This window comes from Brevundimonas alba, from assembly GCF_011927945.1.
Taxonomy (GTDB): Bacteria; Pseudomonadota; Alphaproteobacteria; order Caulobacterales; family Caulobacteraceae; genus Brevundimonas; species Brevundimonas alba.
In genome coordinates this window covers 798,806-823,286 of sequence record NZ_JAATJM010000002.1, presented here as the reverse complement: position 1 = coordinate 823,286, position 24,481 = coordinate 798,806, and the positions used below count along the sequence as shown (strand labels likewise).

The following is a 24,481-nucleotide window of genomic DNA, read 5'->3' as shown; positions in this document are numbered from 1 at the left end:
CGCATGCTGGTTTGTGTCGCGTTGCTGGTCGGACTGGCGCTGATCTGGGCCGCGCCCGCGCAGGCGCAGACCGCCCATGTCATCGATCCGTTCGAGATGCTGACGCCGTGGTCGGCAGACGCGTCGACCGATGTGTCGTCGGAGATCAGTTCGGTGGCCGGGCGTGACGGCAAGGCGATGCGGCTCGCCTACGACTTCAATGGCCGGTCGGGCTACGCCTTCGCGGCTCGGGCCATCGATCTGGACGTGCCCGACAACTACGAGATCAGCTTCTGGCTGCGGGGCGAGATGGCCCCCAATACGCTGGAGATAAAGTTCGTCGACGCCTCGGGCGACAACGTCCACTGGAGGCAGATCCGCGGCTTCAGGGCCAATGCGGAATGGACCCGCTACACGATCAAGAAGCGTCAGATCGCGTGGGCCTGGGGGCCGAACCCCGACCGCACCTTCCGCGGCGCCGAGCGGATCGAGTTTGTGGTCACGGCGGGCGAGGGCGGGCGGGGCTGGATCGAGATCGATCAGCTCGAGCTGCGTGAACTGCCGCCGGAGCCGTCGGTGCCGCCGCGGCCGTTGGCGAGTGCGACCAGCGAGGACGGGCTGAACGTGGCGGCGCGGGCGGTGGACGACGATCCGGCGACGGCGTGGCGCACAGAAGCCGGCGGGGCGCAGAGCCTGACGCTGGACCTCGGCTATGAGCGGGAGTTCGGCGGGGTGACGCTGCGCTGGGCCGAGCGGATGGCGGCGGCGGACTACCGGCTGATGGGGTCGTCGGATGGGCGGGAGTGGCGCGAACTGACGTCGGTGACCGGCTGCAACGGGGGCGTCGACTGGTTGCGGACGCCGGAGGCCTCGGCGCGGTGGCTGCGGCTGGACCTGATCGCCCCACGCGATGAGAGCGGCGTGGTCGGGCAGGCGGGCGCGGGTCAGCGGCTGGGACAGGCGGCGGCGAACGCCTACGCGCTGAATGCGCTCGAGATCGAGCCCCTGTCGTTCGGCGAGACGCCGACCAGCTTCATGCTGGCGGTCGCGGACGAGAGCCGGCGGGGACTGTACCCGCGCGGCTTCCATGGCGAGCAGCCGTACTGGACACTGGTCGGCGTCGACGGCGGCGGCGAGAGCGGCCTGATGGGCGAGGACGGCGCGATCGAACTGCGCCGGGGCGGCCCGTCGATCGAGCCGTTCATGGTGGACAACGGGCGGGTGGTGACCTGGGCGGATGTGAATATCACGCAAGGCTTGCTCGGTGACGATCTGCCGATGCCGGAGGTGACCTGGACGGGCGACGGGTGGAGCCTGAAGGTCGAGAGTTTCGCGGACGGGGCTCCCGACAATCCGCGGCTGTTCGGCCGCTATTATCTGACCAATCTGACGGGTGAGCGCCGAGTGATCACGCTGGGGCTGATGGCCCGGCCGTTTCAGGTGAACGGGCCGGTGCAGTTCCTGACGACGCCCGGTGGGGTCGGGCCGTTATCGCAGGTCGACTGGACCGGCGAGGAACTGGTGCTGAACGACGCGATCCGCATCCGCTCCCTGATGCCGGTCGATGCGGTGGCCGCCTCCACCTTCGCGGCCGGCGCCGATCCGCAGAGTCTGCTGGCCGATTCCAGCCGCCGTCGCGATCCCGGCGATCGTCTCGTCGCCTCCGACGATGGGCTGGCAGCGGGCGCACTGATCTACGAGATCGAACTGCAGCCGGGACAGACGCGGCAGGTCGGTTGGGTGAGCTCGATGAACGGTCCGCTCACGCCGCTACCGGATGGGCCCGGCTTCGTCGAGACCATGCTGGACGAGGTGCAGTCCGCCGTGGCCCTGTCCTGGCGCGAGAAGCTGGAACGCTTCGACCTGACCCTGCCGGAGAGCCAGCAGCGGATCGAGGACGTGATGCGGACCTCGCTCGCGCACATGCTGATGTCGCGGCAGGGGCCGATCCTGCAGCCCGGGACCCGCAGCTATAACCGCAGCTGGATCCGCGACGGGGCCATGATGGCCGAGGGGCTTAACCGGCTGGGGCATGCGGACCTGTCGGCGGATTATCTGCGCTGGTTCGCGCCGCTGGTGTTCGAGAACGGAAAGGTGCCGTGCTGCGCCGACAGCCGGGGCGCCGATCCGGTGCCGGAGAACGACAGCCACGGCGAGTTCATCTTCCTCGCCGCCGAGACCTACCGCTACACCGGAGACGCGGCGCTGCTGCGCGAGGTATGGCCGCAGGTGCAGGGCGCGATCCGCTACATGGACGAGCTGCGGGCCTCCACCCGGACGGCGGAGTTCGAGGCGGAAGACAAGCGCCACCTGTTCGGCCTGCTGCCGCCGACGATCAGTCACGAAGGCTATTCGGACAAGATCGCCTACAGCTATTGGGACGATTTCTGGGGTCTGCTCGGCTACCGCGATGCGGTGTTCGTCGCCGAGACGCTGGGCGACGAGGCGGCGGCCGCGCGGTTCCGGGCGGCGGAGGCCGAGTTCAAGACGGACATCATGGCTTCGATCGAGGCGACGGCGCGGGTGCACGGGATCGACTGGATCGCGGGCGCGGCGGACCGGGGTGACTTCGACGCCACCTCGACCAGCATCGGTCTGTCGCCGGCCGGACTGGTCGACGAACTGCCACAGGACCTGCTGAAGGGCACGTTCGACAAATGGTGGGAGAACTTCACTGCCCGCCAGGAGAACCGGCAGGCGTGGCGGGACTATACGCCCTACGAGCTGCGCAACGTCGGGGCGCTGGTGCGGCTGGGTCGGCGGGACCAGGCGCTGAGGGCTCTGGACTTCTATTTCGCCGACATCCGGCCGCGGGCGTGGAACGGCTGGGCCGAGGTGGTCGGCCGCGACAAGCGCGAGCCGCGCTTCATCGGCGACATGCCCCATGCCTGGATCAGTTCCGACTACATCCGCTCTGCCATGGATCTGCTGGTCTATGAGCGTGACCGCGATCATGGCCTCGTGCTCGCGGCCGGCGTTCCGCTGGACTGGCTGGAAGGCGAAGGCGTGGGGGTGACGAACGTTCGCACCGCCTATGGACCTCTGACCTACAACCTGCGCCAGGACGGCAACGAATATCTGCTGACGCTGGGAGACGAGGCGAGCCCGCCGGGCGGCTTCGTGCTGCAGTGGCCGCAAGGCGAGACGCCGCCGGCGCGGGTGCGCATCGACGGGCGGGCGGCGAGCTGGAACGGGTCTGAGCTGGTGGTTCCTCCCGGCGCGCGCCGGGTGGAACTGCGCTAGCGGCGCCTATTCGGCGGTGACAGCGGGCGAGGCCGGGCCGGCGGGTGCGGTCGAGGCGCGGGCCGGGTCATTGCACCATGCGTCGCCCATGACTTCGTAGCTGTAACCCGACGGCGTGTAGCCGGGCATCATCAGCATATTGCGCCGGGCCGTATGCAGCTGCTTGCGGTAACCCGCCGGGCCGCAAAGCTCCGCCGCCCGCCGCTCCCAGTGGGCAAAGGCCGACCGGGGGTTCTCGACGCCTTCGGGCAGCACCACGCGGATGGTGTAACCGCCCTCGCCATTGGATTGGTCGACGTAGCCGAAGTAGCGATGCGCCGCCGCGTCCATCGGGGCGTAGCCCGGATCGCTGACGCACCCCGAAAGGAGCGTCAGGCCGAGAGCGGCGACCGCAAGCCGTGCTGCGCTCATTGCGCGGCGCGGGCGGCGCGCGCCTGCTCCTGGATATTGCGAGTGCGGGTTTCGTTGACCTCGGCGATGGCCGCGGCGTTGCCGTAGGTGACGAAGTCGCTGACGTTGCCCGGCAGGGAGACGTAGGAGCCGGCCATGACGCCCGGGCCGACGCGACGGACCGTGCGGCCGTCCGGCAGGGTTTCGACCAGCTCATCGACGCCGGTCAGGCTGGGGATGGCGGTGCGGTTCATGTCCAGCACCGCATATTTGGCGATGAAGGCGTGGGCGTTGTTGATCTCGGCGCGCAGCAGGGCGCCGTTGTTCTTTGTCCATTCACGGGCGAGGAAGATGGCGATCTCGGCCTTGGTCAGCTTGTCGTCGCGGGCCTCTTCCAGCTCCTTGTTCATCGACTTGAAGGCGTCGGTGCCTTCCGCCGGCATGGCGCCGGTGTCGTCGCGGGCGTTCTCCTGGATGGAGGCGATCAGCCGCTCGCGCAGTTCGGGCGTCAGGACCGGCACCGGCAGCTGCTGCGAGCTGTAGGTGAAGGTGTTGCGGTAGAGAGGGCCGGTGAGCTCCGTCTTCGGCGGCGCGCCTTCGAAGGTGTAGGGCGTGGCATAGGGGAGGCCGGTGTTCTGGTAGGTCAGGGTCACCGAGACCTGCAGCGTGGTGGCGTCTTCGGACAGCAGGTAGGAGGTCATAACTTCAAGCGCATCGTCGGTGACACCCGGCGAGGTCAGCTTCTGGACCGTGCGGACGTCGGAGACGGACACGCCGCCCGGCGCACCGGTGGCGATCTGGCGGCTGAAGTGCTGGACCAGCGAATCGTTCAGGGCGTCGGCCGGCATGACCTCGGCCAGTTCGTTGGCGACGCCACGCGCGCGGCGCGAAGGGGCGTAGTTCATGATGCCGTCGATGGCGGCGCCGACCAGCACGCCGAGCAGGCCTTGCGAGGCCGCGGCGGCGGACGAGTCCTGCCGGAACCAGCTCTTCATCACGCCGGTGTTGTTTTCGGCCACCACGACCGAAGTCGAGCCGATGGCGTCGATGTTCTGCGCATTCAACGGCCGTGCGTTCGGCACCGGCGGAACGGACGCGCACGCGGCCATGGACAGCGCGGCGAGCGCGCAGATTGCAATTTTACGCATGGAAGTCCCCCAAGTCCGTCCCGGCGGGAACGGTAAGCCCTTGGCCAATCTGCCTTAACGGGCTCCCGAGTCAATCATACGCTGTATGAAAGTCAGTCGTAGGACTGGGGATAGTGGCCGTCGTGGGCGAGATTGCCGAACCGCGTCGTATCCGCGTCGAACGACAGTTTTACGATGCCGATGGGGCCGTGACGCTGCTTGCCGATGACGACCTCGGCCTGGTGCTTGAGGCGGTCCATATCCTCCTGCCACTTGAGGTGCTCCTCGGTGCCCTCGCGCGGCTCAGCCCGTCCCAGATAGTAGCTCTCGCGGTAGACGAACATGACGCAGTCGGCGTCCTGCTCGATCGAGCCGGATTCCCGCAGGTCGGAGAGCTGGGGCCGCTTGTCCTCGCGCTGCTCGACCTGACGCGACAGCTGCGACAGGGCGATGATCGGCACACTGAGTTCCTTGGCCAGCGCCTTGAGGCCGCCGGTGATCTCGGACACCTCCTGCACCCGGTTCTTCTGGCTGTTGGACTCGCCTGTCGTGATGAGTTGGAGGTAGTCGACGACGATCAGGTCGAGGCCGTGTTCCATCCGCTTCAGGCGGCGGGCCCGGGCCGCGAGCTTGGACATCGACAGGCCGCCGGTGGCGTCGATGAACAGCGGGCTCTCGCCGATCTCGACGGCCGCGTCGCGAATGCGCCCGAAGTCGGCGGCGTCGATCTCGCCTTTCCGCAGCTTGTCGGATGAGACGCCCGAGGCGTCAGCAAGGATACGCATGGCCAGCTGCTCGGCCGACATTTCGAGCGAGTAGAAGGCGACCACGCCGCCGGTGACGGTCTTGCGGCCCTCCGGCGTCGGCTCCCAGCGGTAGCTGCGGGCGACGTTGAAGGCGATGTTGGTGGCCAGGGCCGTCTTGCCCATCGACGGACGGCCGGCGAGAATCAGCAGGTCCGACGGGTGCAGTCCCCCCAGCTTCTGGTCGAGGTCGTCGAGATTGGTGGCCAGACCCGCCAGCTTGCCGTCGCGCTGATACGCCTCGGCCGCCATCTGCACGGCGCCGGACAGGGCGGTCGAGAAGCTGACGAAGCCGGATGACGGCTTGCCGGTTTCGGCGAGGTTGTAGAGCTGCTGTTCCGCGCTCTCGATCTGGTCGATCGCCGCGGTTTCGGGCTGGGGCGCTTCCTTGATGATCTCGCCGCCGATGCGGATCAGATCGCGGCGCAGGGCCAGATCGTAGACGACGCGGGCGTAGTCCGGAGCGTTGGCCGCCGGCGGAGCGCGGTCGACCAGGTCGGCGAGGTAGCGCAGGCCGCCGAATTCCTGGAAGGCGGGGTCCTGTTTGAACCGCTCCATCAGAATGGTTGGCTCGGCCAGCAGGCCTTGCCGGATATGGTCCTCGATCGCGTCGTAGAGCCGCTGGTGGAAGGGTTCGTAGAAATGACTGCCGCGGAGACGGTCCGAGAGGCGCTCGAACACCGCATTGTCGAACATCAGACTGCCCAGCAGCGCCTGCTCCGCCTCAAGGTTGTGCGGCAGGGAGGCGATGGACGAGGGGTCCATCGATGAGGGGAAGGGGACGGGGGCCAGGGCGTTCATCGACGAAGCCATAGCCGCACGACACGTCAATATCGGACGGAAAAGTCGGGCGCCCGTCAGATGAACGGGGACACCCCTGTGGATGGCCGGAAAAGCCGTGACGGATCAGTGATAGTCAGGTCGAGCACGGATAACGTGACGCCATCCAGGAGCGGATGCCGTCGGTCACCGTCATGCGCTGCCTCCGGGCCTGCGGGATGCCGTTGAGGTAGTCGAGCATCTGCCGGACGTTGAGGTTGATCCGCTCAGGCGGGCAGGCCGGCGGCGTGCGGCCGGCGGCGCGCGCGGTCTCGATCTCGGCGCCGACGGTGCGGAACGCCCGTTCGGCCTCGCCCTTCAGGCGGTGCGCGTCGGGCCGGAGCAGCGCCGTGGGGTTCAGGGGGATGCGGTTCGCCCGGGTCACAAAGGTGTCGAGCGTCATGGCGGCCTGTGCGGCCGCTGCGCCGGCTATGAGGCAGGCGGCCAGAGCCGCGACGAATACTGCACGCATGATCAATCCCTCCGATGGCCCAGCTTGTCAGGCCATTTGCGGCGGAACAAGGGAGCGGCGGATGCGAAAAGGGCGCTGCCGTCGCCGGCAGCGCCCTTCATCGTCTTTAGCCGGTTGGCCGGACTCAGGCTTCGGAGCCGAGGCCTTCCTGCTGGCCGGCGCCGCCGGCGATCATGTCCTGCGCCGCTTCCAACGCTTCCGCGCGGTCCTGGTCGTAGGCGGACTTGATCACGTCCTCGCCCTTCGCCTGACGCTCGGCTTCGTCGAGCGAACGGGCGATGTTGATCTTGACCGTGGCGCTGACCTCGGCGTGCAGGCGAACCTGCACTTCGTGGACGCCGAGGGTCTTGATCGCGGTGTTGAGCACGACCTGCGAGCGCTCGATCTTGCCGCCTTCAGCCTGGACGGCTTCGGCGACGTCGCGGCCGGCGACCGATCCGTACAGCTGACCCGTTTCACCGGCTTGCCGGATCATGACGTAGGTCTGGCCGTCGATCTTGTCGGCGACCTTCTGCGCTTCGGACTTGTTCTTCTCGTTGCGCGCCTCGATGGCGGCCCGGTCGAGTTCGAACGCCTTCAGGTTCGCCGACGTGGCCCGACGGGCCTTGTCGCGCGGCAGAAGGAAGTTGCGGGCGAAGCCGTCCTTGACGGACACGACGTCGCCGATGGCGCCGAGATTCTCGACGCGTTCAAGCAGAACGACCTTCATCTTACTTCACCACATAGGGCAGGAGGGCCAGATAGCGGGCGCGCTTGATGGCTTTGGCCAGTTCACGCTGCTTCTTCTGGGAGACGGCCGTGATGCGCGAAGGAACGATCTTGCCGCGCTCGGAGATGTAGCGCTGCAGGAGCTTGACGTCCTTGTAGTCGATCTTCGGAGCGTTGGCGCCGGAGAACGGGCACACCTTGCGGCGGCGATAGAAGGGACGGCGGGCCGGGCCGGAGCCGGCCGGCGCGCCCGGCGACGGGGCGGTGGTGTCGGTCATGTTCCGGTTCCTTATTCGGCGTCGACGGCGGCGTCGTCGCGGGGCGTACGTTCACGCTCGCGCTCACGCTCGCGTTCGCGGCGGGCCAGCAGGGGCGACAGTTCCAGATCGAGTTCCTCGACGCGGACGGTCAGCCAGCGAAGGACGTCTTCGTTGATCGACAGCTGACGCTCGACCTCGGCCATGGCGGCCGGGGGGGCGTCGACGGCGAGCAGCGAATAGTGCGCCTTGCGGTTCTTCTTGACCCGGTAGGTCAGGTTGCGCAGACCCCAGTACTCGATCTTGGCGACGGAACCGCCGCCTTGTTCGATCAAGCCCTTGATGGTGTCGTTCAGCGCTTCGGCCTGTTGCGCGCTGATATCCTGGCGCGACATGACCGTGTGCTCGTAAAGAGCCATGCGGTGGTCTCCCTTGGTGGGCGTCGGCGCGGGGGGACCGGGTAAGTCCTCGCCACGATGGATCCTGAAGCGGCGGCCGGGATGACTTCCCGAACCCTTTGGAACTCCGCGTCAGGACCGAAGCCCTGGAAAGGCGGCGCGTATAGGGGAAAAGGGCCGGGCGGTCTAGCCCAGACTGCGGGACAGCCAGCCGAGGGGTCCTACGTAGAAGAAGGCGAGGGCGATGGCATGGACCCACAGGCGCCGGACGAAGACAAGCGCCACAAACAGACCCACGACGAGAAGGTCGACAAGGTGGCCTTCGATGACGGCCAGAACGGGTTGGCCCATCAGCGCGCTGCCGAGGATTTCGACGAACAGCATCCAGCCGAGGGCGGCGGCGAACAGCGACCACAGATAGGGGCTGTTGTTCTGGTAGTAGAGCTTCAGGTCGAGACCGCCGGGCGGTACGTCGTCGGGCAGGGCGGCCGCGGCGAGCAGGAACAGCAGCACCAGTTCGACGACGAACGGCAGGAACTGGCCGATGGTCATCGGCGCGGCCTGCGGACGATAGATGCTCCACCAGATCTGGATGACGGTCAGGAAGATCAGCAGGGCGGTGGCGGGCGCGGCCCAGTGCCAGCGGACGCCGCCGCCGGCGCGGATCAGCCGGTTGAGACTGATCAGGATGTCGACGAGGGCCAGGCCGACGATGATCGACGACATGACCGAGGTGTATTCGAATGCGCTCACGCCGCTCCCCCGAACCGCTGCGGGAGTCTAGGCCGGTTGCACCACGTCCGCCAAGAGGCCGCCTACTGGGGCCGGATGACCATGCAGGTGACGCGGCGCTCGGCCAGGGTGGCGCAGGCCGCTTGGGCCGCCTGTTCGCTCATGCCGGTGAAGCGTGAGCGGTACCAGCCCTCGGCGTTCTGGACGGTGCGTTCGGCGGCGGTGAACTGACTGCGGAAGCGGCGATTGACCTCGGTCAGCCAGTCGCGGGCGACCGTTTCGTCACGGAAGGCGCCGACCTGGACGGCCCAGCGGCCGGCGGGCGCGCGGGCCGGCTCTCGCGGGCGAGGGGGGGGCGGCGTGGGGCGGGCGGGGCTGCCTCCGCCGCCGTTCAGGGATGCGGTGACGTCCGATGGTGCGCCGCCGCGCATCAGCGAGGCCACGGTGCGGCTTTCCGACGGGGCAGGGACCGTCCGCTCCGGCTGGGGCGGGGTCGCCGGAAGCGAGGCGTAACTGACGGCGGTCGAACCGCTGTCGCCGTCCTCCTCGGCTTCGTCGGCGGCGGAGGCGTACTGGACAGGGGCCGAATTGTCCGAGCCGATGCCGAAGCCGCGCTGCTCGAAGAAGGTCTGGGCGATCTGGATGGGCTGGCCGGCGCGGCGCAGGCGCTCGACCTCGAAGCCGGTGTCCATCAGTTGGGCGACGTGGGCGTTACGGCTGGCCACCTTCTGGCCGCCGAGAACGACGGTGATCAGGCGACGCCCGTCACGCACCGCCGAAGCGACCAGATTGTAGCCCGACGCCCGGATATAGCCGGTCTTCATGCCGTCGTAGCCGTTGCCGCCGAGCAGCAGGCCATTGGTGTTGCGGTACAGCCGGCCCTGATAGGTCCAGTCGTGCAGCCCGAAATAGCGGTAGTACTGCGGATAGTCGCGCATCACGGCGCGGGAGAGCACGGCGAGGTCGCGGGCGGTGGTGATCTGGCGATCGTCCGGCAGGCCGTTCGGATTGACGTAGTTGGTGCGGGTCATCCCGAGTTCGCGGGCCTTGCGCGTCGCGCGGACCGCGAAGGCGTCCTGCGAGCCTCCGACATGCTCGGCGATGGCCATGGCCATGTCGTTGGCGCTGCGCACCGCCGTCGCCTTCATGGCGTCATCGAGGGTGATGGTCTGTCCGGCGGCGAGCCCCAGCTTCGACGGCGGCTGGCTGGCGGCGAGGGAGGAGACGGTGATCACGTCGTCCAGCTTGACCTCGCCCTCGGCCAAGGCCTCGAACGTCAGATAGAGGGTCATGATCTTGGTGACCGACGCAGGGAAGCGCTGCGCGTCGGCATGACGAGCGAACAGCACCTCGCCGGTTTCTGCATCGACGACGATGGCGGCGTAGCGCGTGTTTTCCGAAGACTGGGCCACCACCGGAGCCGTGGTCGGGACCACGGCCAGCGAGACCACGAGCATCAGCGACAGCAATCCGCGGCGGATCAGGGAGAAGATCGGCAAGCGCAGGCCTCATACATTCATAAGCGCGACGGCGGCCCCACCACGCGACGCTGACGAAAGGCTAACATGCGTCATCGGGGTTTCGTGAGGGTAAACAAGCCGTCAACGGATTTGTGAAGCCTGCTCGCCTGAGAGGAGCTGATGTGCCTTGTTATTGTGCAGTGCACAAAATGTCCTTGACCTTCCTTCGCACTTGCACCATATGAGCCTTCGTCGCGGTGGGATTTCTCGTCCGCGGAACAACTCACAAGCGGCCAAGCCGCGACAGGTTCAGGAGCAATACCATGGCCGACAGCGCCGAAACCGTGAAGAAGACCGTCGAAACCGCGACCGCCCAGGTCAAGGCTTCGGCCCAGACCGCCCAGGCCCAGGCCGAGAAGATCCAGGCCGCCGGCGCCCAGGCGTTCCGTGAAGCCGCCGACAAGTCGGTCGCCGGCCTCGCCGAGCTGAACGTCGAAGGCAAGAAGAACCTCGAAGCCGTCGTCGCCTCGGCCACCGCCGCCCAGAAGGGCGTCGAGACCCTGTCGGCCCAGACCGTCGCCTACAGCAAGAAGTCCTGGGAAGACGGCGTCGCCGCCGCCCAGTCGCTGGCCCAGGCCCGTTCGGTCCAGGAAGCCCTCGAGCTGCAGACCAACTGGGCCAAGTCGGCCGCCGAAACCTATCTGGCGGAAGTCACCCGCATGACGGAAGTGATCACCGCTTCGGTCAAGGACAGCTTCAAGCCGATCAACGAGCGCGTCACCGCCTCGGTCGAAAAGTTCCAGGCCGCCCGCTAAGCCTGAACCGACAGTAAGCGTTCGAAGGGCCCCCGGAGCGATCCGGGGGCCCTTTTTGATTCCCGCGGTCGTCCGCGAGCCTTGCTGAGAAATTTCTCACGCAAGCTGTGACTGGACGCCGCTTCAAATCAGGCCATCATTCCCTATCTGTCCATCGACTCCCCAAATCACGGACAACGAATGCCGCCGTCACGTAAGGCCGGTGATCAGGATGGAGGCCTCGGGGCCGCCACCGTCACCGAAACCAAGCCGAAGCTTCAGAAGCCCTCGCTGTATCGGGTGCTGATCCTGAACGACGACTACACGCCGATGGAATTCGTCGTCTACGTGCTGGAGCGGTTCTTCCAGAAGAGCCGCGAGGACGCGACCCGCATCATGCTGCATGTGCACCAGCATGGCGTCGGGGTCTGCGGCGTCTTCACCTACGAAGTGGCCGAAACCAAGGTCGCCCAGGTGGTCGAGACGGCGCGCCGTCACCAGCACCCGCTGCAATGCACGATGGAAAAGGACTGAGAGGAACCTTCCAATGCCCTCATTTTCGCGTCCTCTCGAAGAGACCCTGCACCGCGCCGTCCACTATGCGAACGAGCGCCGGCACGAGTACGCCACTCTTGAACACCTGTTGCTCGCCCTGGTCGACGACCCGGACGCAGCCAATGTCATGACCGCCTGCAACGTCGATCTGGCCAGCCTGAAGACGGCGCTGACCCTGTACGTCGACACCGATCTGGCGGCGCTCGCCACCTCGGACGGCGAGGACGCCAAGCCGACGGCGGGCTTCCAGCGCGTGATCCAGCGCGCCGTGATCCACGTCCAGAGCTCCGGCCGCGAGGAGGTCACCGGCGCCAATGTGCTGGTCGCCATCTTCAGCGAGCGCGAGAGCCACGCCGCCTACTTCCTGCAGGAGCAGGACATGACCCGCTACGACGCGGTCAACTTCATCGCCCACGGCATCGCCAAGAAGGCGGGTGGAGAGACGCGTCCGGCACGTTCGGGCGCGAGCCCTGAGGACGCCGAGGACGCGGCGGCCGCCAAGACGGGCGGCGAGGCTCTCGAGGCCTATTGCGTCGATCTCAACGAGAAGTCGCGCAACGGCAAGATCGACCCGCTGATCGGCCGTCAGGCCGAGGTCGACCGCGCCATCCAGATCCTGTGCCGCCGCACCAAGAACAACCCGCTGCTGGTCGGCGATCCGGGCGTCGGCAAGACGGCGATCGCGGAAGGGCTGGCCCGCAAGATCGTCAACCACGAAGTGCCGGACGTGCTGGAAGGCGCGACCATCTACAGCCTCGACATGGGGGCGCTGCTGGCCGGCACCCGCTATCGCGGCGACTTCGAGGAGCGTCTGAAGCAGGTCGTCAAGGAACTGGAGACGCACGACAACGCCATCCTGTTCATCGACGAGATCCATACGGTGATCGGCGCGGGCGCGACGTCGGGCGGGGCCATGGACGCCTCGAACCTGCTGAAGCCGGCGCTGGCCTCGGGCAGCCTTCGCTGCATGGGCTCGACGACCTACAAGGAGTACCGCCAGCATTTCGAGAAAGACCGGGCGCTGGCTCGCCGCTTCCAGAAGATCGATGTCAACGAACCCACGGTCGACGACACGATCCGCATTCTGAAGGGGCTGAAGACCTCCTACGAAGGCCATCACAAGCTGCGCTACACGGACGCGGCGATCCGTACGGCGGTCGAGCTGTCGGCCCGCTACATGACGGACCGCAAACTGCCCGATAAAGCCATCGACGTGATCGACGAGGCGGGGGCGTCGCAGATGCTGCTGCCCGAGGCGAAGCGGAAGAAGGTCATCGGCCAGAAGGAGGTCGAGGCCGTCATCGCCCGCATGGCCCGCATCCCGCCGAAGTCGGTCTCGAAGTCCGACACCGAAGGGCTGCGCGAACTGGAGCGCGACCTGAACCGGGTCGTGTTCGGCCAGTCGTCGGCGATCGAGCAGGTCTCGGCGGCGATGAAGCTGGCGCGGGCCGGTCTGCGCGATCCGCAGAAGCCGATCGGCGCCTTCCTGTTCTCGGGTCCGACCGGCGTCGGCAAGACGGAGGTGGCGAAGCAACTGGCGTCGACCCTCGGCATCGAGATGCTGCGCTTCGACATGTCGGAATACATGGAGCGGCACACCGTCAGCCGGCTGATCGGCGCGCCTCCGGGCTACGTCGGACACGACCAGGGCGGGCTGCTGACCGACGCCGTCGACCAGCATCCGCACGCGGTGGTCCTGCTGGACGAGATCGAGAAGGCCCACCCGGACGTCTACAACATCCTGCTTCAGGTGATGGACAACGGGCAGCTGACCGACGCCATCGGCAAGAAGGTCGACTTCCGCAACGTGGTCCTGATCATGACCACCAACGCGGGCGCCGCCGACAACGCGCGAGCGGCCATCGGCTTCGGCCGGGGCAAGGTCGAGGGCGAGGACGAGAAGGCCATCCAGCGGCTGTTCGCGCCGGAGTTCCGCAACCGCCTCGACGCCATCGTGGCGTTCAAGGCGCTGGATGCCGATACGATCCGGTCGGTGGTGACCAAGTTCATCCTCCAGCTGGAAGCCCAGCTGGCGGACCGGAACATCACCATCGAGCTGACCGACGAGGCCAACGACTGGCTGGCCAAGAACGGCTTCGACGAACTGTATGGCGCGCGGCCTCTGGCCCGGGTCATCCAGGAACACATCAAGAAGCCGCTGGCCGACGACATCCTGTTCGGGCGTCTGACCCGCGGCGGGCATGTGAAGGTCGAGCTGAAGGACGGCAAGATCGTCTTCGACATCGCGGCCGCCACCGGCGCCCAGGTCAAGGCGGCCCGCGCCGCCGATCAGGTCGTCGACTAGTCGCGTACGCAGGACGAGAATGGAGAGGGCCCCGGTGGAAACGCCGGGGCCTTTTTCTTTGCGCCAGGCGGGGGCAAGGTCTCGGCGCAGCGGAGGAGGCGGGGATGAAGAGCGGCGCGGGGCTGACGGAGCGGCAGCGGAAATGGTTCGCCACCGTCGAGGCCAACTTCGAGAAGCAGACCGGGCGGCCGGTGGCGGTCTGGGTCGACATCCTGAAGGGGTGCCCCGAGGCGCGGCCGAAGGCGCAGGCGGCGTGGCTGAAGGCGACGCACGGGATCGGGGCCAACCACGCGGCCCACATCATCAGCGCGGCGCGGCCGGCGGACGCCATGGGCTGGGATGACGCCGAGGGGCTGCGGGCGGCGCTGTGGGCCGAGCCGCGGTCGCTGGCGATCCTGGAAGCGCTGGAGCGGTCGGCGGCCGGGGTGGAGGGCGTCATCTCCGGCCAGCGGAAGGGCTACACCTCCTTCAGCCGGGCGGTGCAGTTCGCGGCGGTCCGGCCGCTCAAGGGCGGCAAGGCGCTGCTGGGGCTCAAGCTGGATCCGGGCGCCTCGCCGAGGCTGGCCCAAGCGTTGCGGCGGGAGAGCTGGTCCGAGCGGCTGACGGCGGTGGTCGAGCTGGACGGGCCGGGGGCGGTCGATGCGGAGATCGGCCGCCTGTTCGCACAGGCGGCCGACAACGGCTGACTAGCGGCGGCGGCCCATGCTGCCGAGCAGGACGGCCAGGCCGGCGACGATGCCGGTGGTCAGCAGCGGCTTGCGGCGGGCAAAGTCGAGGCCCTGACGCGCCTTGTTCTGATACTCGACCGGAGCCTTGGCGACGAGGCCGTCGAGCCCGTCAATGACGCGGCCATAGGCGTCGAGCGCCTTGCCCTTCACCTCGTTGAGGCGGCCGTCGAGCTGCAGCTTGCTGTCGCCGGTGAGGCGGCCGGCGCCGTTCTGACTCTGGCCTTCCAGCTGGGTGGCGGCGCCGTCGATGCGTTGGTCGGTCATGGGGAAGCTCCTTTGATGGGGGAGGGGAGGATTGCGGGCTTAGCGCATGGCCGGGGCGGCGGTTCCGGGGCTGCGGCGAGGCGGCGCGGATAATTATACCCGGGTAATATTGACCGCGGAGTTTTACCCGGGTAAAACCAAAAAACACGGTCCGAAGCGTCCGTAGAGTCTGTTCTGTCCGCCCGATCTCCTCACGTCCCGGTCCTTCTCGACCTGCGGAAGGAGTGTAGCGGCGCCCTACGTCAAACGCGGTCGTGCCGCTGCCTGGAGTTCTTGATGTCCGTTCCCTCCGACCTGCCCGTCGTCGCCTTCGTCGGCGCCGAACGCATCGCCCGCGCCACCCTGGCCAAGGCCCTGCCGGCCATCCACGCCGCCGCCGCGGCGGGAGAGGCGGTGCTGGTGTTCGATCTGGTCGACGGCCGGGCTGTGGACCTCGACCTGCGGGGAGACATCTTCGAAGCCCTTGCGCGGCTCGGGCCGGCGCTGATTGAGGCCGAGGAGAAGCGCGGGCCGGGGCGGCCGAAACTGGGCGTCACGCCGCGCGAGGTCACCCTGCTACCGCGTCACTGGGACTGGCTGACGGCCCAGCCGGGCGGCGCCTCGGTGGCGCTGCGCAAACTGGTCGAGGGCGCGATGCGAGCCGGAGAAGGTCCGGACCGGGCGCGTCGGGCGAAGGAGAAGGCCTACCGCTTCATGACCGCCGTGGCCGGCGATTTGACGAACTACGAGGAGGCGACGCGGATGCTGTTCGCCGGCGACTGGACCGCGTTCGACGCGGCGGTGGAGGGGTGGCCGGAGGACGTGCGGGATACCGCGCGGGAGATGGCGGACGGGGCCTGGCGGAATGGCAACGGCTGATCCTTGTCCCCTTGCGGGAGAAGGTGGCAGCCGAAGGCTGACAGAAAAGGGGTCTCACCGGCGGTGCAAGTCAGTGACGACGGTGGACCGGCATGACCGGTGCGACCCCTCATCCGACCTCGCTTCGCTCGGCCACCTTCTCCCGCAAGGGGAGAAGGGAGGGGGTTACCCCACCTTCACCCGCGTCGACGCCTCCGGGAGATCCTCACCGAACGCTCGCTGGTAGAACTCCGCGATGGTCGGGCGCTCCAGTTCGTCGCACTTGTTCAGGAACGTCAGTCGGAAGGCCAGGCCGACATCGCCCGCGAAGATGATCGCGTTCTGGGCCCAGGTGATGACCGTCCGGGGCGACATGACCGTCGAGATGTCGCCGTTCATGAAGGCGTTGCGGGTCATGTCGGCGACGCGGACCATGGCGGCGATGCGGCGCTTGCTCTCGGCGTCGGACCACTCGGGCACCTTGGCGGCGACGATCTCGGCCTCGACGTCGTGGTCGAGGTAGTTGAGCGTGGTGACGATGTTCCAGCGGTCCATCTGGCCCTGATTGATCTGCTGGGTGCCGTGATAGAGGCCCGAGGTGTCGCCGAGGCCGATGGTGTTGGTGGTGGCGAACAGGCGGAAGAATTTGTTCGGGCGGATGACGCGGTTCTGGTCGAGCAGGGTCAGGCGACCCTGGGCCTCGAGCACGCGCTGGATGACGAACATCACGTCGGGGCGGCCGGCGTCGTATTCGTCGAAGACCAGCGCGATCGGGCGCTGGATGGCCCAGGGCAGCATCCCCTCGCGGAATTCGGTGACCTGTTTGCCGTCCTTGAGGACGATGGCGTCCTTGCCGACCAGATCGATGCGGCTGACGTGGGCGTCGAGGTTGACGCGGACCATGGGCCAGTTGAGGCGGGCGGCGACTTGCTCGATGTGGGTCGACTTGCCGGTGCCGTGATAGCCCTGGACCATGACGCGGCGGTCGAAGCTGAAGCCGGCGCAGATGGCCAGGGTCGTCTGCGGATCGAAGCGGTAGGCGTCGTCGACCTCGGGCACATGCGCGTCGCGCTCGTCGAACAGCGGCACAGTCATGTCCGAGTCGATGCCGAACACCTCGCGCACGGTGGCGCGGCGGTGCGGCTCCATGGTCAGCAGAGCGTCGGGGGTAGCCCCGAGAATGTTGTCGGCGGGGGAGGTCATCCGCTTCCCTTATAAAGCCGCGCGGGCGGGGTCCAGCGCCGCCTTTGGAGAGTGTCGCATAACGGCGCTTTACAGCCGCGCTTGATGCGAGTAATAACTGACTGGTCAGTTAGAAAGAACCGTCATGTTGCCTCCCGGCGAACCGAAATTCCGGCGCAGACCCGCCGACCGACCGGCCGAAATCCTGTCCGCAGCGCTGGAGGTGTTCGCCGAGCGCGGCTTCCAGGCTGCGCGGCTGGAGGAGGTGGCGAAGCGCGCCGGCGTGTCGAAGGGCGCGCTGTATCTGTATTTCGAAACCAAGGCGGACCTGTTCCGGGCCGTGGTCACGGATGCCGTTTCCCCGAACCTGGAGAATGTGAAGGCGCTGGCGTCGTCCCCCGTGCCGTTCGAGCAGGCGGTGCGGATGGGCGTCGGCATGCTGGCCCGCAAGGTGGTCACCGACCGGCGCATCACGGGCGTGGTCAAGCTGGTCATCGCCGAAAGCCGCAACCACCCCGAACTGGCGACCATCTGGCACGAGACGGTGGTCGAGCCGGGGATCACCCTGCTGAGCGGCCTGATCGCGGCGGCGCAGGCGCGCGGCGAGATCCGGCCCGGCGATCCGCGCCTGTACGCCTTCGGCCTGATGGGCCCGATGGTCCTGTCGATGGTGTGGCGGGAGACGTTCGAACCGATCGGCGCGAAGCCGCTCGACGTGCCAGCGCTGGCGGAACAGCACCTCGATACGGTCCTGAAGGGGATGAGGCCATGACGCGCCCGAAACTGAGCCCGAGGCCCGTGGCGGCCGTCGCGGCCGTCGCCGTGGTCGCGGCGGCGGGATGGTTCTTCTTCCTGCGCGGCGACGAGGCGCGGACCCTGACCGGTTATATCGAGGGCGAGCGGGTCTATCTTGCCGCGCCGGTCTCGGGCTCGGTGTCGGCGCTGTATGTCCGCGAGGGCGGACGGGTGGCGGCGGGCGGGCGGACCTTCCTGATCGATCCGCAGGTGCAGCGGGCGCAGGCGGACAGCGCGGCGGCGGCGGTCGGCGCGGCCGAGGCGCGGGCGGAGGACCTGAGAAAGGGCCAGCGGGCCGAGGAGCTGTCGGTGTTCGACGCCGAACTTCTGGCGGCGCAGGCGAACCAGCGCGAGGCAGATGCGGAGTATGCGCGCATCGAGCCGCTGGTGCGGCGCGGCATCTATGCGCCGGCGCGGCTGGATCAGGTGCGGGCGGCGCGCGACGCGGCCCGGGCCCAGACGGCGGCGGTGCGGCGGCGGCGCGAGGTGGCGACGCTGGGCGCGCGTCAGGACGCGGTGGCCCAGGCCGAGCAGCAGGCGCGGCAGGCGGCGGGCGGACTGAGCGAGGCGCAGGCGCGTCTGGGTCAGCTGGCGCCCGCGGCCCCGGCGGCGGCGCGGGTCGAGGAAGTGTTCTATCGGCCCGGCGAATGGGCCCCGGCCAATACGCCGGTCATGGCACTGCTGCCGGATAACGAGGTCAAGCTGGTCTTCTTCGTGCCCGAGGCGGAGATGGGTCGATACCGGCCCGGGCGGTCGGTGCGGTTCGACTGCGACGGCTGCGCCTCGCCGGGCAGCGCGCGGATCACATGGGTAAGCCCGCGGCCGGAGTTCACGCCGCCGATCCTGTACAGCAAGGGCAGCCGCGACCGGCTGGTCTATCGCGTCGAGGCCCTGCCGGCGAACGCCGCGACGCTGAACCCCGGCCTGCCGGTGGATGTGATGGCGATCGGACCAAACCCATGAGCGGCAGCCGCAAATCGACTCCCCTTCCCCTCGAGGGGGAAGGGGTTGGGGGTAGGGGTGGTGGCAGTCCGTTGCCGGATATGGCGCGGGAGGCGGCGTCGAGTGATGCTGCGAGCCCATCAGCGCTCTCCCGGAAGCATCCTGCCTCCACCCCCTCCCAACCCTCCCCCCTCGAGGGGGAGGGCTCTGAGAAGGTCATCGACGTGCGCGGACTGAACAAGTCGTTCGGCGCCCTGCGTGCGGTGAAGGATTTCGGGATCAGGGTTGAGCGGGGGCGCATCTGCGGCTTCCTCGGGCCCAACGGCGCGGGCAAGACGACGACGCTGCGGATGCTGTGCGGCCTGCTGACGCCAGACAGCGGCGAGGGCACGGTGCTGGGCTATGACGTGATGAAGCAGTCGCAGGCGATCAAACGCCGCGTCGGCTATATGACGCAGAAATTCTCGCTCTACGAAGACCTGTCGATCGAGCAGAACCTGACCTTCACGGCGCGGGTGCACGAGCTCGACCGGCGGCGCGAGCGGGTGCAGGCGGCGCTGGACCGGCTGAGGCTGACCGAGCGGCGGGCGCAGCTGGCGGGCAATCTGTCGGGCGGCTGGAAGCAGCGGCTGGCGCTGGCGGCGGCGACGCTGCACGGGCCGGACCTGCTGCTGCTGGACGAGCCGACCGCGGGGGTGGACCCGGAGGCGCGGCGGACGTTCTGGGACGAGATCCACGCCCTGGCGGCCGAGGGCATGACGGTGCTGGTGTCGACCCATTACATGGACGAGGCCGAGCGCTGTCACGAGATCGCCTATGTGATGGGCGGCCGGACGCTGGCGCGCGGCACGGCCGACGAGGTGATCGACAGTTCGGGGCTGGTGACCTTCCATGCCGAGGGGCCGGGCGCCGACCGGCTGGGCCGCGAGCTGCGCGACCGGCCGGGGGTGGAGATGGCGGCGGCCTTCGGGACCGTGCTGCATGTGTCGGGCCGTGATCGGGCAGGGCTGGAAGCGGCGATCGCGCCGTATCGCCAGCCGCACCTGAACTGGACCGAGACGCGGCCGACGCTGGAGGATGTGTTCATCCAGCTGATCCACGACATCGACGCGGAAAAGGCGAAGGCGGCCTGATGCTGTCCCTGACCCGCACCTGGGCGGTGATGTCCAAGGAGTTCGTGCAGCTGACGCGCGACCGGCTGACCTATGCGATGATCCTGCTGCTGCCGATCGTTCAGCTGCTGCTGTTCGGCTATGCGATCAACGACGACCCGCGGCACCTGCCGACGGCGGTGCTGGTGCAGGACAACGGGGCGTTCTCGCGCTCGATCCTGACGGCGATGAACAACTCGGGCTATTTCGACATAAGCGTGCAGGCGCGGAGCCAACACGAGCTGGACCGGGCGTTGGAGCGCGGCGAGGTGCAGTTCGCGGTGATCATCCCGGCGGACTTCACCGAGCGGGTGGTGCGGGGCGATGCGGCGCAGGTGCTGGTCGAGGCAGACGCCACCGATCCGTCGGCGACCTCGGGCGCGGTGGCGGCCTTGGCCAGCCTGCCCACGCAGGCGCTGACGCGGGACCTGACCGGACCGCTGGCGGCGCGGCGGCCGGGGAGCGCGCCCTTCGAGGTGGTCGTGCACCGGCGCTACAACCCCGAAGCCATCACAGCCTACAACATCGTGCCGGGGCTGCTGGGCGTGATCCTGTCGATGACGCTGGTGATGATGACGTCGCAGGGGATGGCGCGCGAGCGCGAGCGGGGCACGATGGAGAGCCTGCTGTCGACGCCGGTGCGGCCGCTGGAGGTGATGGTCGGCAAGCTGGCGCCCTATGTGCTGGTCGGCATGCTGCAGGCGGCGGTCATTCTGGTGATGGCGCGGGTGCTGTTCGACGTGCCGATGAGCGGGGGGTGGCTGGCGCTGATCCTCGGGCTGATGCTGTTCATCATCGGCTCGCTGGCGCTGGGTTTCCTGATCTCGACCGTCGCCAAGACGCAGCTGCAGGCCATGCAGATGAGCTTCTTCTACATGCTGCCGTCGATCCTGCTGTCGGGCTTCATGTTCCCGTTCCGGGGCATGCCGGAGTGGGCGCAGGCGATCGGCGTGACGGTCCCCGTGACCCATCTGCTGCGGGTCGTGCGGGGATCGCTGCTGAAGGGCGTCGGGCTGGAGAACGCCGGCCCCAGCCTGTTCGCCCTGGCGCTGTTCGTGCTGGTGGTCGGGACGCTGGCGATGCTGCGCTACCGGACCACGCTGGACTAGGCCGCGGTCAGCTTGACGTCGACGTTGCCGCGGGTCGCGTTGGAGTAGGGGCAGACCTGATGGGCCTTCTGGATCAGGTCGTCGATGACGGACTGGTCGAGGCCGTGATCGGTGACGGTCAGCTCGACGTCCAGATTGAAGCCTTCGCCGCGGGTGTTCTTGCCGAAGCCGATGCCGGCGGAGACTTTCGTATCGGGGCCGACCGGGGTTCCGGCCTTGCCGGAGACCAGCCGCAGGGCGCCGAGGTAGCAGGCGGCGTAGCCGGTGGCGAAAAGCTGTTCCGGGTTGGTCCCGTCGCCGCCCTTGCCGCCCATCTCGGTCGGGACGGACAGGCGGACGTCGATCTTGCCGTCGTCGGTGGCGGAACGGCCTTCGTCACGGCCGCCGCCCGAGGCGGTGGCGTGGGCGCGGTAGAGGACTTCCATGGCGGGTCTCCTGCTAGGGGAGGCCATAGCTAGGCATTAAGCGCGGTGGCGCTAGGCCAGACCGGCCTTCTTCAGCGTCTTGTAGGCCTTGATGACGTTCTGCAGCTTGGCCTCGGCGCCGCGGTCGCCCTTGTTCAGATCGGGGTGGAAGCGTTTCAGCAGCTCGTGATAGCGCACCTTGATGGCCTTCTTGTCGGTACGGGCGTCGAGGCCGAGGTCGGCGAGGGCGGCGCGCTCCAGCTTGCCGATGCGCAGGTCGTCCTCGCCGCCGGGACCGGCCTGCTCCTTCATACGGCGGCCGAACAGGCCGAAGCTGTCGCGCCAGCTGCCGGCGCCGGTGGTGTTCGACGTGCCGAGCTTGGAGGCGAAGGCGGCGGCCTCGCGGGTGAATTTGCCGGCCTTCATCTCCCAGGTCGGACGACCGCCGGTCATGGCCTCGTCTTCCTGCGCCGCGCGGACCTCGCCCTCCGACATGCCGGCGTAGAAATTCCAGCCCTTGTTGTACTCGCCCGCGTGGCGCTGACAGAAGTCGTAGAAGTCGTTCAGCCGCTCGCGGGACTTGGGCGCGCGGGCCGTGGCGGCGGCGCGGCACTCGGGCCACTGGCACGGCTTCTCGCCCGGCTTGAGGTGCAGGACGTCGGCTTCCGCCGCCTCCTCCTCGGGCTTGGGCGGCTTGATCCGCATATCCTTGAAGCGCGGCTTGTATTGAAAGGCGGATGACATCGCACGAAGTGTAGGGTCGAATTGGTCACCAACAAGGACAAGCGCATGCCGGAAGGCCCGATCGCGACGATTATTCGCGAAAAACTGACGGCGGGACTGTCGCCGGCGGCTCTGGAGATAGAGGACGACAGCGGCCGGCACGCCGGGCACCACCACGAAGGCGGGGTCGACGGACGGGCCGGGGGCGAGAGCCACTTCAACGTGACCGTGGTGTCTGCGGCCTTCGAAGGGCAGGGGCGGGTGCAACGTCAGCGAGCAGTCAACGCCCTGCTGCGCGAGGAACTGGCGGGACCGGTGCACGCCCTGTCGATCCGGGCCCTGACGCCTGCGGAAGCCTCGCAGGCCTGACCGCGGCGCTCCGCGAACGCTGTCACCGGACAGCGTCAGCGTTCACCTCGTCTTAGAGACTTGCCCATAGCGTTCGCCCGGGATTGTTTGGGAGCCGGGGCGCGCAATGGTCGAATCCGACGGAATCACGAAGCCGGTTACCGGCGAACCGGGTTCCGGCGAAGCGGCCCAGGCCCTGCGCGCGATCCTGCAGACCCAGTACCTCCGCTATATGATCATTTCGAGCTGGGCCGTGGGCCTGCTCGCGGTCGTCGGGCCGATGCCTGCGATCCTGTGGTTCTGCGGCACGATCGCGGCCGGGGCGCTGCGGGGGGCGGTCGAGAAGCGCATCAGCGAGCGCGTGGGCGCGGGCTGGGGCCTGATCTTCCCGGCGGTAGCCACCGCCACCACCGCCGCATGGGCCACCGCGCCGCTGATGGCGTGGTTCTCGGGGCATCCGTTCGGACAGCCTCTGGCCATGACCCTGCTGGTGTCCGGCTATGTGCTGGTGTTCGCCCAGCTGCGCAGCTCGCCGAAGCAGGCGGTGGTCATTTCGTCGCCGTACAGCGTCGCCGCGGCGGCGATCGCCATGTCTCTGTGGGGCACGGACCTGTTCTGGGCCTTCGTCGGCACGGTGCCGTTCACGGCCGCCGGTCTGATCGTGCTGGTGCTGATGACCATGCTGCGGGAGGAACGGATCCGCGCCTTCCAGGAGCATCAGGCCCATCTGATCGAGGAACTGGAGTCCGCCCGCGACCGCGCCAATGCGGCCAGCGAGGCCAAGTCGAGCTTCCTTGGCGTTATTTCTCACGAGCTGCGCACGCCGATGAACGGCGTCCTCGGCGCGGCCCAGCTACTGGGCGCGACCCGGCTGGAGCCGACGCAGCGCGAATATCTGTCGATCATCCGCAACTCGGGCGACAATCTCCTGAGCCTGCTGAACGACATCCTCGACATGACCAAGATCGAGGCCGGCAAGATGACCTTCGAAATGGTCGACGTCTCGGTCGAGGATTTGCACAAGCGGGTCACCGGACCCTTCCAGGCCCAGGCGGAAGCCAAGGGCCTGACCTTCTCGGCTCATTTCGAGGGCGATGCGCCCGCGGTTGTGCGCGGCGATCCGCTGCGCGTCTGCCAGGTGATCCACAACCTGCTGTCCAATGCGGTGAAGTTCACCGACGCGGGCGACGTCACCTATACGGTCCGCTCCGAGCGGCTGGCTGACGATCGGGTTCGCTTCGACTTCGCGGTCCGGGATTCCGGCGCGGGGATTTCGCCCGAGGATCTGGCGCGGCTGTTCCAGCCCTTCACCCAGGTCGACGCCTCGTCGACGCGCCGTTTCGGCGGCACGGGCCTCGGCCTGACGATTTCGCGGCGCATGGCCAACATCATGGGCGGCGACATCACGGTGCAATCGACGGTCGGGGAGGGATCGACCTTCACCTTCAGCGTCGAGGCCGACGTCGTGGAATGGTCGCGCGAGGAAGCCGCCGCGCCCATCGCCGCCGAGATCGAGGACGGCCGCGCCCTCAGCGTGCTGGTCGTCGAGGACCACCCGGTCAACCGCATGATCCTCGAGGCCTGGATGAGTTCGGCGGGGCATAGCTCTTCGACCGCCGAGAACGGGCAGATCGCCCTTGAGATGGCCGAGGGCCAGAAGTTCGACCTGATCGTCATGGACGTGAACATGCCGGTGATGGACGGCCTGACCGCCACGCGGGGCATCCGGGCCGGCGACGGCGCCAATGCCGAGACGCCGATCGTCGTCCTGTCGGCCTCGGCGCGGACCGAGGATCACGAAGCGGGCCTGGACGCGGGCGCCGACGCCTATCTGAACAAGCCGATCGACTTCGCCGCCCTGGCCCAGGTCATGAACCGCGTCGGCGGAGGCCGGGCCGCCCTGCGAGCCATGATCGGCGTCGAGCAGGCCCAGGCGGCCTGATAGCGAGACGGCAA

Annotated in this window: 25 protein-coding genes; 12 read left to right on the top strand and 13 right to left on the bottom strand. The window is 68.1% G+C overall.

Translation table 11 applies throughout. From position 1 onward, the window contains the following. The first annotated feature begins 3 nt into the window (after positions 1 to 3). Positions 4 to 3,222, top strand: coding sequence for a discoidin domain-containing protein (locus GGQ87_RS14605; protein WP_168048973.1), 3,219 nt, complete (start codon positions 4 to 6; stop codon positions 3,220 to 3,222). Between the two features lie 6 nt (positions 3,223 to 3,228). Here the strand turns inward: GGQ87_RS14605 and GGQ87_RS14600 are convergent, their stop codons facing one another. The 9 genes from GGQ87_RS14600 to GGQ87_RS14560 all read right to left on the bottom strand — a co-directional run bounded on the left by GGQ87_RS14600 (position 3,229) and on the right by GGQ87_RS14560 (position 10,427). Then, positions 3,229 to 3,633: a hypothetical protein gene (locus GGQ87_RS14600; protein WP_168048971.1), complete on the bottom strand. Its 405-nt coding sequence runs from the start codon at positions 3,631 to 3,633 to the stop codon at positions 3,229 to 3,231. Then, positions 3,630 to 4,760 (bottom strand): hypothetical protein, encoded by a 1,131-nt coding sequence (locus GGQ87_RS14595; protein ID WP_168048969.1) that lies wholly within the window; start codon positions 4,758 to 4,760, stop codon positions 3,630 to 3,632. The genes GGQ87_RS14600 and GGQ87_RS14595 overlap by 4 nt, the downstream gene beginning before the upstream one ends. Positions 4,761 to 4,852: 92 nt before the next feature. After that, positions 4,853 to 6,343, bottom strand: a complete 1,491-nt coding sequence (locus GGQ87_RS14590) for a replicative DNA helicase (RefSeq protein WP_168048967.1) — start codon at positions 6,341 to 6,343, stop codon at positions 4,853 to 4,855. A 115-nt stretch (positions 6,344 to 6,458) separates the two neighbouring features. Continuing rightward, on the bottom strand, positions 6,459 to 6,833 hold the full coding sequence (locus GGQ87_RS14585) for a hypothetical protein (RefSeq protein WP_168048965.1): 375 nt from the start codon (positions 6,831 to 6,833) through the stop codon (positions 6,459 to 6,461). Positions 6,834 to 6,957: 124 nt separating this feature from the next. Further along, entirely contained in the window at positions 6,958 to 7,542 is a 585-nt protein-coding gene (rplI, locus tag GGQ87_RS14580) for a 50S ribosomal protein L9 (RefSeq protein WP_168048963.1), read from the bottom strand. A gap of 1 nt (position 7,543) precedes the next feature. Beyond that, positions 7,544 to 7,819 carry a 30S ribosomal protein S18 gene (gene rpsR / locus GGQ87_RS14575; protein ID WP_168048961.1) on the bottom strand — a complete coding sequence of 92 codons (276 nt, stop codon included), beginning with the start codon at positions 7,817 to 7,819 and terminating at the stop codon, positions 7,544 to 7,546. Positions 7,820 to 7,830: 11 nt separating this feature from the next. Beyond that, complete coding sequence (gene rpsF, locus GGQ87_RS14570) at positions 7,831 to 8,217, bottom strand: 30S ribosomal protein S6 (protein WP_168048959.1); 387 nt, start codon at positions 8,215 to 8,217, stop codon at positions 7,831 to 7,833. Positions 8,218 to 8,382: 165 nt separating this feature from the next. Beyond that, a complete protein-coding gene (locus tag GGQ87_RS14565; RefSeq protein ID WP_168048957.1) occupies positions 8,383 to 8,949 on the bottom strand; it encodes a hypothetical protein in 567 nt (188 codons plus the stop codon). A gap of 62 nt (positions 8,950 to 9,011) precedes the next feature. Then, a complete protein-coding gene (locus GGQ87_RS14560; RefSeq protein ID WP_245161624.1) occupies positions 9,012 to 10,427 on the bottom strand; it encodes a D-alanyl-D-alanine carboxypeptidase in 1,416 nt (471 codons plus the stop codon). A gap of 284 nt (positions 10,428 to 10,711) precedes the next feature. On the opposite strand from GGQ87_RS14560, the gene GGQ87_RS14555 reads away from it, so the two are divergent. From GGQ87_RS14555 to GGQ87_RS14540, 4 genes are all read left to right on the top strand, one after another. Next, entirely contained in the window at positions 10,712 to 11,203 is a 492-nt protein-coding gene (locus tag GGQ87_RS14555) for a phasin family protein (protein WP_168048955.1), read from the top strand. Between the two features lie 180 nt (positions 11,204 to 11,383). Further along, a complete protein-coding gene (gene clpS / locus GGQ87_RS14550; protein ID WP_168048953.1) occupies positions 11,384 to 11,716 on the top strand; it encodes an ATP-dependent Clp protease adapter ClpS in 333 nt (110 codons plus the stop codon). Positions 11,717 to 11,729: 13 nt separating this feature from the next. Continuing rightward, complete coding sequence (clpA, locus tag GGQ87_RS14545; protein WP_168048951.1) at positions 11,730 to 14,042, top strand: ATP-dependent Clp protease ATP-binding subunit ClpA; 2,313 nt, start codon at positions 11,730 to 11,732, stop codon at positions 14,040 to 14,042. A gap of 104 nt (positions 14,043 to 14,146) precedes the next feature. After that, positions 14,147 to 14,728, top strand: a complete 582-nt coding sequence (locus GGQ87_RS14540; RefSeq protein WP_168048949.1) for a DUF4287 domain-containing protein — start codon at positions 14,147 to 14,149, stop codon at positions 14,726 to 14,728. On the opposite strand, the gene GGQ87_RS14535 is transcribed toward GGQ87_RS14540, so the two are convergent. After that, a complete protein-coding gene (locus tag GGQ87_RS14535) occupies positions 14,729 to 15,034 on the bottom strand; it encodes a CsbD family protein (RefSeq protein WP_168048947.1) in 306 nt (101 codons plus the stop codon). Between the two features lie 276 nt (positions 15,035 to 15,310). Here GGQ87_RS14535 and GGQ87_RS14530 point away from each other — a divergent pair, with 276 nt between their 5' ends. After that, on the top strand, positions 15,311 to 15,892 hold the full coding sequence (locus GGQ87_RS14530; RefSeq protein ID WP_168048945.1) for a DUF2239 family protein: 582 nt from the start codon (positions 15,311 to 15,313) through the stop codon (positions 15,890 to 15,892). Between the two features lie 165 nt (positions 15,893 to 16,057). On the opposite strand, the gene cobS is transcribed toward GGQ87_RS14530, so the two are convergent. Further along, positions 16,058 to 17,074 carry a cobaltochelatase subunit CobS gene (cobS, locus tag GGQ87_RS14525; protein WP_168048943.1) on the bottom strand — a complete coding sequence of 339 codons (1,017 nt, stop codon included), beginning with the start codon at positions 17,072 to 17,074 and terminating at the stop codon, positions 16,058 to 16,060. Between the two features lie 124 nt (positions 17,075 to 17,198). On the opposite strand from cobS, the gene GGQ87_RS14520 reads away from it, so the two are divergent. From GGQ87_RS14520 to GGQ87_RS14505, 4 genes are all read left to right on the top strand, one after another. Further along, complete coding sequence (locus GGQ87_RS14520; protein ID WP_245161622.1) at positions 17,199 to 17,825, top strand: TetR/AcrR family transcriptional regulator; 627 nt, start codon at positions 17,199 to 17,201, stop codon at positions 17,823 to 17,825. Continuing rightward, the gene (locus GGQ87_RS14515) at positions 17,822 to 18,811 is read left to right on the top strand and encodes an HlyD family secretion protein (protein WP_168048941.1); all 990 of its coding nucleotides are present in this window, start codon (positions 17,822 to 17,824) and stop codon (positions 18,809 to 18,811) included. Before GGQ87_RS14520 ends, GGQ87_RS14515 begins: the two co-directional genes overlap by 4 nt. Before the next feature lie 203 nt (positions 18,812 to 19,014). Beyond that, a complete protein-coding gene (locus GGQ87_RS14510; RefSeq protein ID WP_342448377.1) occupies positions 19,015 to 19,923 on the top strand; it encodes an ABC transporter ATP-binding protein in 909 nt (302 codons plus the stop codon). After that, a complete protein-coding gene (locus GGQ87_RS14505; RefSeq protein WP_168048939.1) occupies positions 19,923 to 21,050 on the top strand; it encodes an ABC transporter permease in 1,128 nt (375 codons plus the stop codon). The genes GGQ87_RS14510 and GGQ87_RS14505 overlap by 1 nt, the downstream gene beginning before the upstream one ends. Here GGQ87_RS14505 and GGQ87_RS14500 read toward each other — a convergent pair. Then, positions 21,047 to 21,475 (bottom strand): organic hydroperoxide resistance protein, encoded by a 429-nt coding sequence (locus tag GGQ87_RS14500; RefSeq protein ID WP_168048937.1) that lies wholly within the window; start codon positions 21,473 to 21,475, stop codon positions 21,047 to 21,049. The genes GGQ87_RS14505 and GGQ87_RS14500 overlap by 4 nt on opposite strands. A 51-nt stretch (positions 21,476 to 21,526) precedes the next feature. Beyond that, positions 21,527 to 22,198 carry a J domain-containing protein gene (locus tag GGQ87_RS14495; protein ID WP_168048935.1) on the bottom strand — a complete coding sequence of 224 codons (672 nt, stop codon included), beginning with the start codon at positions 22,196 to 22,198 and terminating at the stop codon, positions 21,527 to 21,529. A gap of 45 nt (positions 22,199 to 22,243) precedes the next feature. Here GGQ87_RS14495 and GGQ87_RS14490 point away from each other — a divergent pair, with 45 nt between their 5' ends. Together GGQ87_RS14490 and GGQ87_RS14485 are read left to right on the top strand one after the other, a co-directional pair. Then, the gene (locus tag GGQ87_RS14490) at positions 22,244 to 22,546 is read left to right on the top strand and encodes a BolA family protein (RefSeq protein ID WP_168048933.1); all 303 of its coding nucleotides are present in this window, start codon (positions 22,244 to 22,246) and stop codon (positions 22,544 to 22,546) included. Positions 22,547 to 22,652: 106 nt separating this feature from the next. Further along, the gene (locus GGQ87_RS14485) at positions 22,653 to 24,467 is read left to right on the top strand and encodes an ATP-binding protein (protein ID WP_168048931.1); all 1,815 of its coding nucleotides are present in this window, start codon (positions 22,653 to 22,655) and stop codon (positions 24,465 to 24,467) included. Positions 24,468 to 24,481: the final 14 nt, after the last annotated feature.